Here is a 13,831-nt window from a genome sequence, read left to right on the forward strand (position 1 = left end):
GGTGCCCACCTGCACCGCGGTCGGCGTCACGCCGCTGCGCCGGATCTGCTCGACGAGGTCGCTGATCCGCGCCGATCGAGTCGGTGATGATCGACGCCGGACGCATCCAGCCGAGCACGGTCAACTCGCGGCGGTCCCGCACCCCGGCCCTGGACGCCGGCCGGGAGCTGGCCAAGGCGCTGGGCCTGGACCCCAACGCGGTGACGATCGCCACCGCGCCGTCGGGAGCCCGGCAGCTGGCGGTGGTGCAGTCGGCGCCGCTGGTCCAGCGGCTGTCCGAGATGATGGACCACTCCGACAACGTGCTGGCCGAGAGCATTGCCCGCGAGGTGGCGGCGGCGATCAACCGGCCGCGCAGCTTCGCCGGCGCCGCCGACGCGGTGACCAACCGGCTGACCACCGCCCACGTCGACACCGCGGGCGTGGTGCTGCTGGATTCCAGTGGACTCTCAGTCGACGACCGGTTGACGGCCAAGACGCTCGACGGCGTGCTGCAGGCGGCGGCCGGGCCCGACCAGCCGTCGCTGCGGGCGCTGCTGGACCTGCTCCCCATCGCCGCCGGTAGCGGGACGCTGGCCGATCGCTTCACCGACGCCTCCACGGCCCAGGGGCCGGCGGGCTGGCTGCGGGCCAAAACCGGCTCCCTGACCGGCATCAACGCGCTGGCCGGGGTGCTCACCGACCGCAGCGGCCGGGTGCTCACCTTCGCGTTCATCTCCAACAACGCCGGCCCGAACGGCCGCAACGTGATGGACGCGCTGGCGACCCGGCTGTGGTCCTGTGGGTGCTCATGACGCCGGCGTCGGAGCTGACGCTGGGCACCGCGGTCGACTGGCGATTCGCGGCCACGGTGGGTCGGCGGCTGGCCAGGCCCGGCCCGCCGTCCAGCGACTACACCCGCCGCCAGGTGATCGACGAACTCGCCACCTCGTCGGTCAAGGCCGAACCGTTGGTGCGTGACGTCACCGGCCTGATCACCGACGGCTTTGACAGGGGCCATGTGCCGGCCGCCCGCATCGTCGACCGCCCCGATTGGATCGCCGCGGCCACCGAGTCGATGCGGGTGATGATGAACGGCGCCGAGAAGCCGCGCGGCTTTTTCACCGGCCGCGTCACCGGCGCGCAGACGGGCGCCGTCCTGGCTTACGTCTCCTCGGGGATCCTCGGCCAATACGACCCGTTCGCCGCCGCTGACGGCGCCCGGACCGGCTGTCTGCTGCTGGTGTATCCCAACGTCCTCGCCGTCGAGCGGCAGCTTCGCATCGAGCCGTCCGACTTCCGGCTGTGGGTGTGCCTGCACGAGGTGACCCATCGCGTGCAGTTCACCGCCAACCCGTGGCTGCCCGATTACATGTCGCAAGCGCTTGGCCTGTTGACCCGCGACGCCGGGGAGGACATGGGGCAGGTGATCGGCCGGCTGGCTGAATACGCCCGCAACCGCGGCAGCGGGGCCCCGGAATCCGACGCCAACTCGGCCGGGATCCTCGGCCTGGTGCGCGCGGTGCAGTCCGAACCGCAACGGCAGGCGCTGGACCGGCTGCTGGTGCTGGGCACCCTGCTGGAGGGCCACGCCGACCACGTCATGGACGCCGTCGGGCCGATGGCGGTGCCGTCGGTGGCCACCATCCGCCGCCGGTTCGACGAGCGCCGCCACCGCAAGCAACCGCCACTGCAGCGGTTGTTGCGCGCGCTGCTGGGACTCGACGCCAAGCTCAGCCAGTACACCCGCGGCAAGGCGTTCGTCGACCACGTGGTGGGCCAGGTGGGCATGGCCCGGTTCAACGCCATCTGGACCGGCCCCGAGACGCTCCCGCTGCCCATCGAGATCGAAGAACCCCAGCGATGGATCGACAGGGTGCTGTAGAACAGCTGCGTGCGGCTGTCGAGGCGTTCGCCAAGACCCACCTCGCCACCGACGATCCGTGGTGCGTGGCGCTGTCCGGCGGACCCGATTCCCTGGCCCTCACCGCCGTGGCCGCCCGGCTGCGGCCCACCACGGCGGTGGTCGTCGACCACGGGCTGCAACCCGACTCGGCCGCCGTCGCCGCCACCGCGCGGGCTCAGGCCCTGGCATTGGGATGCGTTGCGGCCCAAGTGGTTCGGGTCCGGGTGGGCAACCAGGGCGGTCCCGAGGCGGCGGCGCGCGCCGCCCGCTACGCCGCGTTGAGCGCCCAGCACAGCGGCCCGGTGCTGCTGGGTCACACGCTCGACGACCAAGCCGAGACGGTGTTGCTGGGCCTGGGCCGCGGATCCGGGGTGCGCTCGATCGCCGGGATGCGTCCCTACGATCCGCCGTGGTGCCGGCCCCTGTTGGCGATGCGCCGGGCGGTGACGCACGCCGCGTGCCGGGAGCTGGGCCTGACGCCCTGGCAGGATCCGCACAACACCGACCGCCGCTTCACCCGGACCCGGCTGCGCACCGAGGTGCTGCCGCTGCTGGAAGACGTGCTCGGCGGCGGCGTGGCCGAGGCGCTGGCCCGCACCGCGACCGCGTTGCGGGAGGACTCCGAGCTGCTCGACACGCTGGCCGCCCGGGCGCTGCCGGGGGCCCGCGCGGACGCCGGCCTGCGGGTGCAGGCGCTGGCGGCACTGGACGCCCCCGTGCGGCGCCGGGTGATCCGGGCGTGGCTGCTGGCCGGCGGCGCAACCGGCCTGACCGACAAGCAAATCCGGGCGGTCGACGCCCTGGTCACCCGCTGGCACGGGCAGGGTGGGGTGGCGGTGGGGTCGTCGTCGCCTGGCGAGAGATTGTTCGCGGGCCGCCGCGACGGCCTGCTGACGCTGTGGCGCGAGCCGGTCCGTTAACCGCAATGTCGGGGCTGCCGTTGGTTATTCGCCCGCCGTCGTGGCACTCTGTGGGCGTGGCCCAGATCTCCTCGGCGATCACCCCCGCTCAGCCCGCGGAGCTTTACCCCGGGGATATCAAGTCTGTCCTGCTTACGTCGGCGCAAATTCAGGCGCGAATCGCCGAACTCGGCCACGAAATCGGCGAGAGCTACCGCGACGCCGCGACGCAGACCGGTCAGGACCTGCTACTGATCACGGTGCTCAAGGGAGCTGTGATCTTTGTCACCGACCTGGCCCGGGCGATCCCGCTGCCCACCCAGTTCGAATTCATGGCCGTCAGCTCGTACGGGTCGTCGACGTCCTCCTCGGGGGTGGTGCGGATCCTCAAGGACCTGGACCGCGATATCGAGGGGCGCGACGTGTTGATCGTCGAGGACGTCGTGGACTCGGGACTCACCCTGTCCTGGCTGTTGCGCAACCTCAAGACGCGGCACCCGCGGTCGCTGCGGGTGTGCACGCTGCTGCGCAAGCCCGACGCGCAGGGCGCGCACGTGGACATCGCCTACGTGGGCTTCGACATCCCCAACGACTTCGTCGTGGGCTACGGCCTCGACTACGACGAGCGCTACCGGGACCTGTCCTACATCGGCACGCTGGACCCCAGGGTCTACCAGCAGTAGCCGCGACCGCCGCTAGTCCAACTCCCACACCGCGGTCACCGAGAAGTTCACGGTCTGCTGGCCGGGCTCCAGCGGAACCATGGACGGCATGGCCCGTGGCGCCCCGACCGGCGGTGGGGTGGCACCGGTGGCCTCCGAGATGGACAGCACCCGGCCCAGCCGAAGCCCGGACAGCTGGGCGTACTGGTCGGCGCGGTTCTTGGCGTCGTTGAACGCGCGGGACCGGGCGTCCTTCACCAGCTGCGAATCGTCGGCGATGGAATAGCGAACCGACTTGATCCGGGTGGCATCGCCGCCGGTGCCGACGATGAGGGCCAGCAGCCGCGACGCGGCGTCAGCCGGGTGGATCTTGACGGCGATGGCGTTGGTGGCGCGGTAGGCGGTGATGGCGGCGGTGCCGCTGGGCTCCGGGTTGTTGTATTCGGGGGACAGGGTGACCTCGGTGGTGCCGATGTCCTTACGGTCGATGCCGGCGCCGGTAAGTGCGTTGATCACCGCCTGTTGCCGGTCGTTGGTCTGGTTCATCGCGGTGGTGACGTCGGGTGCGGTGAATTCGATGCCCACGTCGGCGGTCAGGGTGTCCGGGACGCCCTGGACCTGGCCGGTGCCGACGACCGTGACCTGACGGGGGTTGGCCCCGGGCTGCGGCGCGTTGTGCTTGTCGCACGCCGACACCGCGGCGATGGTCAGGCCGGCCGCGACCGCGGCGATCGATCGGCGGACAAACCTCGAGGCATTCGGTGCGACCGGCATGCCTGGCACCCTAGCGTCCGGGCCGCGGTCGGTGGGCGCGATTTACGCCGCGGCGTTGTCGGCGTTTCGGCCGAAGCCACCGGTTTCGTTCAGCCCGCATACGCGAATGATGAGGTGCGACAGCCCGTTTGACATGAGCACCATGACGATGAGCAGGACGATTATCAGCACCAGCGGCAGGTCCAGGACCAAAGTCAGCCACAGCAGGGCGGGCGTTGCGACCGGCCCCACCAGGAAGCCCACGCCCAGGGCGGTCAATCGCACTGCGCCGGGAAGGGTTTGGTGTGCCCGCATGCTAGGTGAGCCGAACCGGAGAGTCGATTAGTCCCCGCATCAAGGTGCTGCTTGGTTAGTGCTGGCCGACCAGGCTGACGTTGTGTTGCTCATAGCCCGATATTGCGTGCAGCTGCTCGTGCGTATCCAGGGCGTAGGTCTCCTGGTTGTGCCGCACCCAGGCTCGGCCACGCCTGGGCAGAGCCGTCTCGTGCGCCGCGGGCAAACCCGGGCGGGCGGCACAGAGGTCTCATATGAGTTCATATATGGCCTCAAATATGTGTGCACACAACGACTTTCATATGGATTGCAAAAGTCGCAGCATTCCAGATCAGCTAAGTGAACAGTTTTCGTCCCGGCCGTGAATTAGCGCCTCTGGGGCTGTCATCTCGAGACACGACTGACCTAACGTGGCCAGGCGTCCGACTCGGCACCTGGACGAGTGCCCGAGAACTATTGATGTGAAAGGGTTTTGAGAAGTCATGTCTTTTTTGATGGCGCAGCCGGAAATACTGGATGCGGCTTCCCGCGAGCTGAACCGGATCAATGCGGCCGTGCGGGAGGGAAGTTCGGCGGTGGCGGTTCCCACGACCAGTGTGGCTCCCGCCGCGGCCGACGCGGTATCGATATTGACCGCGCAACAGTTCTCCCGGCACGGCCAGCTGTTCCAGGAAATCAGCGCGCAGGCCGCGGTGATTCGTGAGCAGCTGGCGACGATGCTCGGCATCAGCGCCGGTTCGTACGCCGCCACGGAGATCGCCAACACCGCCGCGGTCGGTTAGGCGAGCTCGCGATGCTCGATTTTGCGCAGTTGCCGCCCGAGATCAACTCCGCGTTGATGTACTCGGGACCCGGCTCAGGTCCGCTGCTGGCGGCCGCGGCGGCCTGGGACGGCCTGGCCGCCGAGCTGCACTCCGCGGCTTCCGCCTACGCGGCGGTGATCGCGGGCCTCACGGACGGACCTTGGCAGGGGCCGGCCGCCGCGTCCATGCTGACGGCGGTACTTCCGCAGGTGGCGTGGTTGCGCGACACGGTCGATCGCGCCGAACACGTTGCCGCTCAGGCGGTAGCGGCGGCGGGCGCCTACGAGGCGGCGTTCGCCGCGACGGTGCCACCGCCGGTGATCGCGGCGAACCGGGCGTTGCTGACGGAGTTGCTGGCGACGAACTTCCTCGGCCAGAACATCCCGGCCATTGCGGCCACTGAGGCCCAATACGGTGAGATGTGGGCGCAAGACGCCGCCGCGATGTACGGATACGCCGGAACGTCGGCCGCCGCGTCGACGTTGCCGCCGTTCGAGCCGGCCGAACCCGCGACCAACCCGGCCGGCGCGGCCTCTCAGGCCGCGGCGGTGTCCCAAGCGACCAATCCCACCGGGACCGCCGGTCAGGCCGCGGCGGTGGCCCAAGCAACGAACAACCCCGCGTTCTCCCTGGGCGGGATCAGCCTCAACCCCGAAGGCGATGGCCTGGTGGTGAGCGGCCCGTTGGGTGATCTGTTGGAGGGCCTGACCGGATCGCAAACGTTGGATGCCAGCACGCCGTTCGACGCGTTCATCCGGTTGATTTCGCCGACGCGGCTTTTCACCACCTCGTTCAAAGACATCCAGAGCCTCGCGCAGGGCTTCATGCCGGCCGCGAAGTCCGCGGCCGAGGGGGCCGCCAAAGCCGCGGAAGCGGCTGTCCCCGCGGCCGTTTCGGGCGCGGGGCTGGGCTCGATAGGCGCGATCGGCGGAGCAGTCGGCAAGGCGGCGTCGGTCGGTGGATTATCGGTCCCGGCGGCCTGGGCGAGCGCGGCCCCGTCGACGCCCTCGGTCGCCGTGGCGCTCAACGGCGCCACCGCCGCGGGGGCCGTTGAACGTGCCACCAATGCGGTGGGTGGCGTGCCGATGGTTCCCACCGGCGGGGCCGGGCGCGGCACCGCGGCCCACCTTGTGGCGCCCCGATACGGCTTCAAGCCCACCGTCATCGCACAACCCCCGGCGGGCGGCTGATCTGAAGTCGAAAAGCTTGGGATGAATCAGAAGGGCGGGTCGTCCGGTACGGGTTGCAGCGTTGGCTCGTCGGGCACCCAATCGCTTGGCAGTTCCTCCGGTTCTCGGGGATCGTTCACCCAGGTGCAGAACGGGCTGGTGCTAGGCGTGCCCTTGAACAGCACCAGCATGTCGCGCATGTGGTTTCGGAACTTGCGCGACGCGATTTCGTCTGCACGGGCCCGTGCTAGCCGCGATCGAGCTTCATTGATCGGCCGGGTCTCGCGGTTGTGCTTGCGAGCGTATGCAATTCGCGCGCTTCGCTGCTGTGACAGGCTGCGCCTCCTGGGCGCGGGCGCGGCGCATGCCGGACCACGCGGCTGTGGGAACAGGTCGGCCCCGGTGGGCGAGGTCCGGTAAATTCGGCCGCTCGGCGACGTCCACACCACGGTGCCGTCGGCAAGTTGCTCGTCATGCCAGCCGCCGAAGGTTTTGAGTCGATGATGTTGGCGGCACAGGCATTTCAGATTTTCCGCGGTGGTCCGGCCGCCCGCGGTCGGATCTTGGTGGTTGAAGGGGACGGTGTGGTCGAGGTCGCACGCCATTGCCGGCCGGCTGCATCCCGGGAACCGGCAGGTGAGGTCGCGGCACCGGACGGCCCGCTCCAATGCGGCGGACGGTTGATAACGCAGTGCCTCGACCGGACTGGTCAGCGGATTGGCGATGAGCATCGATGCGGCGGCGGCCAATTGGCGTACCTGCTCGGCGTCGATGACGCCGTAGCCCTCCAGATAGCCGGGCAAGGCGCCGTCGGCGTTCACGGTCTCTTCGCTGGCCACTACGTTGATGACCACCCGCGCCCCGGTCCGATCGGCATCAGCATCGTGAGCGCCCGCACGGGCCGGACACTCCGGTTGCCCGCAGGCGCAGGCCAATCCGCGGCCCTCGCTCAATGCCGCCAGCGCGTCGGCCCGGCGCTGATCGAATGTCCGGGGGTCGGCCGCACACACCTGCTTGGCGAGCTGTGCGAGCCGGCGGTCGAAGGCGGCCGCCGCGGTCGCGGCGACCGAGCCGTAGATCTCGGCCATCCCGTCCCCTTTGGCACGGATTGCGACGTGGCGGTCGTTTTCGGCGGCCAGGCGGCGCTCACGGGCCGCGTCGGGATCGCAGGCGCGCACGGCGGCGTCTACCGCGTTGACGATCCGCTGCCGCGACCAGCCATGCCAGTTGCCGATGCGGCCGGCCAGTGATAGGTCGAGCTTGGCCAGCGCTTCCCCGTCGGTGACCAGGTCGGTGCGGGTGATGATCAATCGCACTGTGCGCCAATCCGTTCGGCCTTCGGCCAGCAGGGCCGCGACCCTGGGCAGCCTGATGTCGAGCGCCTCCGCATATGACACCAGGTAGCTGGCTCCCGCGGGCGAGAGGTTCATCGCGGCTGCGACCTCGGCGGCGGTCTGCTCGAAGCCGTCGATCTCCGCGTACTCCCGGTCCGGCCGCGCGGCGGTGGAGACCCGGTGGCGAAGCAACGCCGCCACCGCCGCCAGGCGACGGGCCACCAGCATCGATTCCTCCCGATGGGTGGACTCGATCACCTCCACCAACGCGGCGGGGTCCGTCGGTAACTCGAACATACGTTCGATTATAGCCCGGCCCCCGACAAGCCTTAGGGCGTGACGAGGATCTTGCAGTGCCGCTCGGGGTCGGCCAGGTCGTCGAACGCCGCGCCCACCCCGTCGAGGCCGACCTCGCCGGTGATCAGCGGGCTGACGTCGATGTCGCCCTCGGCCAGGGCGCGCAGCGAATCGGCGAACTCGTCGGGGGTGTAGGCGAGCACGAATTGCACGTTGATCTCTTTGGCGATCGCGAAGAACGGGTGCACGGTGTCGGGTTGCATGCACACGCCGGCCACCACCAGGCGGGTACCGGGCCGCGCCCGCAGCAGCACGTCGTCGATGATGCCGGGCACACCGACCGCCTCGAACACCACCGCGGGCTTGACGGTGTCGAAGGGTGAACCCTGCGCCGGATCCAGCGTCTGGTGAGCGCCCATCGCGGTGGCCAGCTCGCGCCGCTTGGGCGAAAAGTCCGACGCCACAATGGTTTCGACACCTTTGGCCCGAAGCGCGGCGATAATGGCGATCCCGATCGGGCCGCAGCCGAGCACCAGGGCCGTCTCAGCGGGCGCGATGTTGGACTTGTTGACCGCGTGCAGCCCCACCGCCATCGGCTCGGTGAGCGCGGCGTGCTTGAGGTCCAGCCCGTTGGGGATCGGCAGCAGCAGCGGCGCCGAGAGCAGCATCCGTTCGGCGTAGCCGCCGATGGTGCTGTTGCTGTAGACGATCGGTTCGACGCCCTTGGCGGACAACAGCACCGGCAATGACGTCACCATGGTGCCCGGCGGATGGGTCTCGGTGTCGGGCCCGGCTTCGAGTATTTCGGCGCTGAACTCGTGACCCATGAAGATGTCGTGGCTCAGGTCCACGTGCATGCCGCCCGTGCCGCCGGCCACCCGGTCGCTCATTTCCAGCACCTGGGCGCCGTGGGCGGCGAAATGCAGGTCGGAGCCGCAGATTCCGCAGGCCCGCACGCCGACCAGTACCTGACCGGTCTCCGGTATCGGGTCGGGCACGTCGTCCCGATAGACCATGCGGCCGTCCCGCAACACTGCCGCGCGCATCAGTGCACCGCGTCTTTCTGCTCGTCGACGTGTTCGGTGATGGCCTTGACCACGGCCTCGCCCGCCCGGCCGATCAACTGGTCACGCTTGGCCTTCGCCCAGTCGTGCGACGACCGCGACGCCTCGAGCTGTCGTTTGAAATGCGGAATCACCTTGCGCGCCATCAGGTCATAGCTATGGTACGTCGCCTGCGGCGATGCCCAGTCGTGGCCGAGCATCAGCAGCGTGCCGAAGCCGCCGGAGCGGTCGAGCAGGTCCTCGATGTGAGCGATGGCGTCCTCCGGGGTGCCGATGCAGCAGTTGCCCTTGGCCGCGTAGTCGGCGACGAACTCGTGCGGCGTCTGGGTGCCTTCTACGCTGTTGGCCAGCGGCACGAATCCTGCGGCGCCGAAGTAGTTCGCGAAATCCTGTAACCCGTAGGTGCAGTCGTCGATGGCCTGCTCGCGGCTGTCCGCGACGTGCATGATGCTCAGGACGCGCCAGTCGGCGCGGTCCGGTTCGTCCCGGCCGGCCTTCGCGGCCTGTTCGCGCACCACGTCCCAGGTGGTCTCCAGCGCCGCGTAGCCGCCGGGCACCGACATCGACAGCGACAGCAGCGAAGTGCCGAGCGCACCGGCCAGCCGCGGTCCCGACGGCGAAATCATTGCGGCCGTGGATATTTCGGGGTAGGGCCAGGTGTAGGGCCGGATGTGCAATTGCGCGTCGCGCAGGGTGAACCAGTCCGAGTGCCGGTCGATGCGTTCGGTGGGTGCCGCGCGGAACAGCGCCAGGATCGCCTCGAGCGACTCCTGCATCATCCGGCGCTGCTCGATCGGGTCGATGCCCATCATGTAGGCGTCCGAGGGCAGGGCGCCCGGCCCGGTCCCGAACATCACCCGGCCGCGGGTCAGGTGGTCCAGCAGCACCCAGCGATCGGCCACCATGAGCGGATGGTGGTAGGGCAGCGACACCACGCCGGTGCCCAGCCGGATGTGTTTGGTCCGCTCGGCAGCCGCGGCGATGAACACCTCCGGGCAGGCGATCAGTTCGTAGCCGCCGGAATGATGCTCGCCGAACCAGGCCTCGTCGAAGCCGAGGCGGTCCAGCGCGACGACCCGTTCCATGTCGTATTCCAGTGCCACCGTGGGAGATTGGCCGACGGGGTGAAACGGCGTGATAAATACTCCAAAACGCAGGGGCGCGCTCATTGCAGCTCCAATCCGTTGAGGAATTCCAGCAAGGCCGCATTCACCTCGTCGGGGCGCTCCTGCTGCAGCCAATGCCCGGCGCCATCGATCATCACCTCTCGGTACGGACCGGAGATCGCGTCGGCCGCGCGGTCGGTGCTGGTGAAGGACAGAACGGGATCGGCCGTCCCGCCGATGAACAAGCAGGGGACCGGGATCTTCACCCCGTCGAGTTCGGGGGTGGTCTCCCAGTTGCGGTCGAAATTGCGGTACCAGTTCAGCCCGCCCGTGAAGCCGGTGCGGGAGAACTCGGCGATGTAGTGGTCCAGTTCGTCCTGGGTTATCCAGTCCGGCAGTCCGTCCGGCTCGGGAAGGCGGTCGATGAAGCCTTCCGGACCGGGGGTGGCCATCCGCACCAGCGCATCCTTGCCGTCGGTCCGCAGGCTGCCGATCATGCGACGGATCACCCGGGCGGGATCGGCGTTCAATTCGGCGTCGGCGATACCGGGCTCCTGGAAGTACAGGATGTAGAAGAAGTTCTCGCCGAACATCTTGCGCCACGCCTTCGTCGGCGCCACGTGCGGGCGCGGCGTCACCGGCACGCTCAGCGCGGCGACGGCCGCCACCCGATCCGGATGCAGCAGCGGGGCGTTCCACACCACGGCGGCGCCCCAGTCGTGCCCGACCCACACGGCGCGCTGCGCGCCGACGTCGTCGAGCAGGCCGACCAGATCGGCCGTCAAGTGATGGATGTCGTAGGCGTCGACGCCGTCCGGACGATCCGAACCGCCGTAGCCGCGCTGATCGGGCGCCAGCACGTGATAGCCGGCATCGGCGAGGACGGATATCTGGTGGCGCCAGGAGTAGGCCAGTTCGGGGAAGCCGTGCGCCAGGAGCACCACCGGTGCGCCACGTTCGCCCGCTTCGATTACCCGTAGCCGCACACCATTGGTATCTACTAACCGTTCGGTTGGGGGCACCGTCCCACCAAAGCACAATGGTTGCTGGCTGAGAAGGCCCCGAACCGGTTCGGCTTAGCCGAATCGCGGCCCGACGGGCCGAAAGCCGGGAATACTCGACTCGATGCGACTCGACCATGTGGTGCTCTGGACGAAAAGCCCGCCGATCTCGATGGACTTCTACACCCGCGTGGTCGGGCTCGAGCCCGTCCGGTTCGACGAATTCGAGGCCGGCGAGGCGCCGTTTCCGAGCGTGCGGATCTGCGCGGACTCGATCATCGACTTGATGCCGGCCGAAAGCGTCTCGGCCACCGAGGCTCTGACCCGCATCGAGGGCAGCGCCGGGCACCCGGTCAACCATGTCTGCCTGGCGCTGTCGAAGGCCGAATACGACGCGCTGGACCGGCGACTGCAGGCCGCGGGCGTGGATACCGGCGCGCGGCTGAACCAGAGCTTCGGCGCCCGGGGCTGGGCGCCGCAGGGGTACTACTTCGCCGATCCGGACGGCAACGTCGTCGAGGCCCGCTACTACGAGTAGTGGGGAACTGCCGGTCGTTAACTGAGCAGGACGGCGGAGACCCCCGGCGCCCCGGCTCTGCCGGAGCTGGCGATCTCCGCTAGGCACGATGGCGAAGACCCGCGGCGCCCCGGCTCTGCCGGAGCTGGCGATCTCCGCTAGGCACGACGGCGGAGACCCGCGGCGCCCCGGCTCTGCCGGAGCTGGCGATCTCCGCTAGCGGTAGCCTGGACTTTTCCAGCTGCGTGTATATCGGGGAAGGACCTGGCCGGCAAGGCCGATGATTGATGAACCGGAAAAACGTGATTCGCACCATCACGGCAATCGCTGTCGTGGTGCTGCTCGGTTGGTCGTTCTTCTACTTCAGCGACGACACCCGCGGCTATAAGCCCGTCGACACCTCCGTGGCGATGTCCCAGATCAACGGCGACAACGTCAAGAGCGCGCAGATCGACGACCGCGAACAGCAACTGCGATTGACCCTGAAGAAGGGCAATGGCGACACCGACAATTCGGACAAGGTCATCACCAAGTTCCCGAGCGGCTACGCGGTGGACCTGTTCAACGCGCTGAGCGCCAAGAACGCCAAGGTCAGCACCGTCGTCAACCAGGGCAGCATCCTGGGCGAGTTGCTGGTCTACGTGCTGCCGCTGCTGCTGCTGGTCGGGCTGTTCGTGATGTTCTCCCGCATGCAGGGCGGCGCCCGGATGGGCTTCGGATTCGGCAAGTCGCGCGCCAAACAGCTCTCCAAGGACATGCCCAAGACCACCTTCGCCGACGTCGCCGGCGTCGACGAGGCGGTCGAGGAGCTCTACGAGATCAAGGACTTCCTGCAGAACCCCGGCCGCTACCAGGCGCTGGGCGCCAAGATCCCCAAGGGCGTGCTGCTTTATGGTCCGCCGGGAACCGGTAAGACGCTGCTGGCCCGCGCGGTGGCCGGGGAGGCCGGGGTTCCGTTCTTCACGATCTCGGGCTCCGACTTCGTCGAAATGTTCGTCGGCGTCGGCGCGTCCCGCGTGCGTGACCTGTTCGAGCAGGCCAAGCAGAACAATCCGTGCATCATCTTCGTCGACGAGATCGACGCGGTGGGCCGCCAGCGCGGCGCGGGCCTGGGCGGCGGCCACGACGAGCGCGAGCAGACGCTGAACCAGTTGCTGGTCGAGATGGACGGGTTCGACCCGCGCGCGGGCGTCATCCTGATCGCGGCCACCAACCGGCCCGACATCCTGGACCCCGCATTGCTGCGTCCCGGCCGCTTCGACCGGCAGATCCCGGTCTCCAACCCGGACCTGGCGGGCCGCAAAGCGGTGCTGGAAGTGCACTCCAAGGGCAAGCCGATCGGCCCGGACGCCGACCTCGCCGGGCTGGCCAAGCGCACTGTCGGCATGACCGGCGCCGACCTGGCCAACGTCATCAACGAGGCCGCGCTCCTCACCGCCCGCGAGAACGGCACCGTCATCACCAGCGCCGCGCTGGAGGAGGCGGTCGACCGGGTGATCGGTGGGCCGCGCCGCAAGGGCCGCATCATCAGCGAGCAGGAAAAGAAGATCACCGCCTACCACGAGGGCGGGCACACGCTGGCCGCCTGGGCGATGCCCGACATCGAGCCGATCTACAAGGTGACCATCCTGGCTCGTGGGCGCACCGGCGGTCACGCGGTGGCGGTACCGGAGGAAGACAAGGGCCTGCGGACCCGCTCGGAGATGATCGCTCAGCTGGTGTTCGCGATGGGCGGACGCGCCGCCGAGGAGCTGGTCTTCCGCGAGCCGACGACCGGCGCGGTGTCCGACATCGAGCAGGCGACCAAGATCGCCCGCGCGATGGTCACCGAATTCGGGATGAGCTCCAAACTGGGTGCGGTCAAATACGGTTCGGAGCACGGCGACCCGTTCCTGGGCCGCACCATGGGAACTCAGGCGGACTATTCACACGAGGTCGCCCGCGATATCGACGACGAGATCCGCAAGTTGATCGAGGCCGCCCACACCGAGGCGTGGGAGATCCTCACCGAATACCGCGACATTCTCGACATTTTGGCGGGCCAGCT

The 13,831-nt window shown here is 68.8% G+C and carries 13 protein-coding genes and 2 pseudogenes; 8 read left to right on the forward strand and 7 right to left on the reverse strand.

All coding sequences use genetic code 11. The features are described 5' to 3' along the window. Nucleotides 1–75, reverse strand: a pseudogene (locus A5622_RS30815) (hypothetical protein); the annotation flags it as partial. Here A5622_RS30815 and dacB point away from each other — a divergent pair. From dacB to hpt, 4 genes and pseudogenes are all read left to right on the forward strand, one after another. After that, nucleotides 69–794, forward strand: a pseudogene (gene dacB / locus A5622_RS16455) (D-alanyl-D-alanine carboxypeptidase/D-alanyl-D-alanine-endopeptidase); the annotation flags it as partial. The pseudogenes A5622_RS30815 and dacB sit on opposite strands and share 7 nt — an antisense overlap. Continuing rightward, nucleotides 791–1,864 (forward strand): zinc-dependent metalloprotease, encoded by a 1,074-nt coding sequence (locus tag A5622_RS16460; RefSeq protein ID WP_066880031.1) that lies wholly within the window; start codon nucleotides 791–793, stop codon nucleotides 1,862–1,864. The pseudogene dacB and the gene A5622_RS16460, both read left to right, overlap by 4 nt. After that, nucleotides 1,843–2,805 carry a tRNA lysidine(34) synthetase TilS gene (tilS, locus tag A5622_RS16465; RefSeq protein WP_066880018.1) on the forward strand — a complete coding sequence of 321 codons (963 nt, stop codon included), beginning with the start codon at nucleotides 1,843–1,845 and terminating at the stop codon, nucleotides 2,803–2,805. The genes A5622_RS16460 and tilS overlap by 22 nt, the downstream gene beginning before the upstream one ends. 50 nt (nucleotides 2,806–2,855) lie before the next feature. Then, nucleotides 2,856–3,467 carry a hypoxanthine phosphoribosyltransferase gene (hpt, locus tag A5622_RS16470; protein ID WP_066867244.1) on the forward strand — a complete coding sequence of 204 codons (612 nt, stop codon included), beginning with the start codon at nucleotides 2,856–2,858 and terminating at the stop codon, nucleotides 3,465–3,467. Nucleotides 3,468–3,479: 12 nt separating this feature from the next. Here the strand turns inward: hpt and A5622_RS16475 are convergent, their stop codons facing one another. Next, complete coding sequence (locus A5622_RS16475) at nucleotides 3,480–4,220, reverse strand: SIMPL domain-containing protein (RefSeq protein ID WP_066880019.1); 741 nt, start codon at nucleotides 4,218–4,220, stop codon at nucleotides 3,480–3,482. Between the two features lie 42 nt (nucleotides 4,221–4,262). Then, nucleotides 4,263–4,484, reverse strand: a complete 222-nt coding sequence (locus A5622_RS16480; protein ID WP_066880033.1) for a hypothetical protein — start codon at nucleotides 4,482–4,484, stop codon at nucleotides 4,263–4,265. Between the two features lie 491 nt (nucleotides 4,485–4,975). Between A5622_RS16480 and A5622_RS16485 the strand changes: the two genes are divergently transcribed. Beyond that, nucleotides 4,976–5,275, forward strand: a complete 300-nt coding sequence (locus tag A5622_RS16485; protein WP_066867248.1) for a PE family protein — start codon at nucleotides 4,976–4,978, stop codon at nucleotides 5,273–5,275. Between the two features lie 11 nt (nucleotides 5,276–5,286). Continuing rightward, nucleotides 5,287–6,486, forward strand: a complete 1,200-nt coding sequence (locus A5622_RS16490) for a PPE family protein (protein WP_066880020.1) — start codon at nucleotides 5,287–5,289, stop codon at nucleotides 6,484–6,486. Between the two features lie 26 nt (nucleotides 6,487–6,512). Here A5622_RS16490 and A5622_RS16495 read toward each other — a convergent pair whose 3' ends face one another. Genes A5622_RS16495 through A5622_RS16510 form a run of 4 tightly spaced genes read right to left on the reverse strand, consistent with a single transcriptional unit; the run spans nucleotide 6,513 to nucleotide 11,288 of the window. Beyond that, a complete protein-coding gene (locus A5622_RS16495; protein ID WP_066880021.1) occupies nucleotides 6,513–8,096 on the reverse strand; it encodes an HNH endonuclease signature motif containing protein in 1,584 nt (527 codons plus the stop codon). 32 nt (nucleotides 8,097–8,128) lie between these two features. Next, the gene (locus A5622_RS16500) at nucleotides 8,129–9,142 is read right to left on the reverse strand and encodes a zinc-binding dehydrogenase (RefSeq protein WP_066880023.1); all 1,014 of its coding nucleotides are present in this window, start codon (nucleotides 9,140–9,142) and stop codon (nucleotides 8,129–8,131) included. Next, complete coding sequence (locus A5622_RS16505) at nucleotides 9,142–10,329, reverse strand: LLM class flavin-dependent oxidoreductase (RefSeq protein WP_066880025.1); 1,188 nt, start codon at nucleotides 10,327–10,329, stop codon at nucleotides 9,142–9,144. The genes A5622_RS16500 and A5622_RS16505 overlap by 1 nt, the downstream gene beginning before the upstream one ends. Further along, nucleotides 10,326–11,288 carry an alpha/beta fold hydrolase gene (locus A5622_RS16510; protein WP_197508031.1) on the reverse strand — a complete coding sequence of 321 codons (963 nt, stop codon included), beginning with the start codon at nucleotides 11,286–11,288 and terminating at the stop codon, nucleotides 10,326–10,328. The genes A5622_RS16505 and A5622_RS16510 overlap by 4 nt, the downstream gene beginning before the upstream one ends. Nucleotides 11,289–11,391: 103 nt before the next feature. Here A5622_RS16510 and A5622_RS16515 point away from each other — a divergent pair, with 103 nt between their 5' ends. Together A5622_RS16515 and ftsH are read left to right on the forward strand one after the other, a co-directional pair. Beyond that, a complete protein-coding gene (locus A5622_RS16515; RefSeq protein ID WP_066880029.1) occupies nucleotides 11,392–11,805 on the forward strand; it encodes a VOC family protein in 414 nt (137 codons plus the stop codon). Nucleotides 11,806–12,071: 266 nt separating this feature from the next. Next, a partial coding sequence (gene ftsH / locus A5622_RS16520; RefSeq protein WP_066867262.1) for an ATP-dependent zinc metalloprotease FtsH occupies nucleotides 12,072–13,831 on the forward strand: 1,760 nt, incomplete at its 3' end.

Origin of the sequence: Mycobacterium sp. 1245801.1 (assembly GCF_001673055.1) — a bacterium.
Classification (GTDB): domain Bacteria; phylum Actinomycetota; class Actinomycetes; order Mycobacteriales; family Mycobacteriaceae; genus Mycobacterium; species Mycobacterium europaeum_A.

What these genes read in the sequence shown, in the direction of transcription:
- A5622_RS16460 (WP_066880031.1), top strand. Translation starts at nt 791, where the DNA reads ATGACGCCGGCGTCGGAGCTGACGCTGGGCACCGCGGTCGACTGGCGA.
- tilS (WP_066880018.1), top strand. Translation starts at nt 1,843, where the DNA reads ATGGATCGACAGGGTGCTGTAGAACAGCTGCGTGCGGCTGTCGAGGCG.
- A5622_RS16475 (WP_066880019.1), bottom strand. Translation starts at nt 4,220, where the DNA reads ATGCCGGTCGCACCGAATGCCTCGAGGTTTGTCCGCCGATCGATCGCC.
- A5622_RS16485 (WP_066867248.1), top strand. Translation starts at nt 4,976, where the DNA reads ATGTCTTTTTTGATGGCGCAGCCGGAAATACTGGATGCGGCTTCCCGC.
- A5622_RS16490 (WP_066880020.1), top strand. Translation starts at nt 5,287, where the DNA reads ATGCTCGATTTTGCGCAGTTGCCGCCCGAGATCAACTCCGCGTTGATG.
- A5622_RS16495 (WP_066880021.1), bottom strand. Translation starts at nt 8,096, where the DNA reads ATGTTCGAGTTACCGACGGACCCCGCCGCGTTGGTGGAGGTGATCGAG.
- A5622_RS16500 (WP_066880023.1), bottom strand. Translation starts at nt 9,142, where the DNA reads ATGCGCGCGGCAGTGTTGCGGGACGGCCGCATGGTCTATCGGGACGAC.
- A5622_RS16505 (WP_066880025.1), bottom strand. Translation starts at nt 10,329, where the DNA reads ATGAGCGCGCCCCTGCGTTTTGGAGTATTTATCACGCCGTTTCACCCC.
- A5622_RS16515 (WP_066880029.1), top strand. Translation starts at nt 11,392, where the DNA reads ATGCGACTCGACCATGTGGTGCTCTGGACGAAAAGCCCGCCGATCTCG.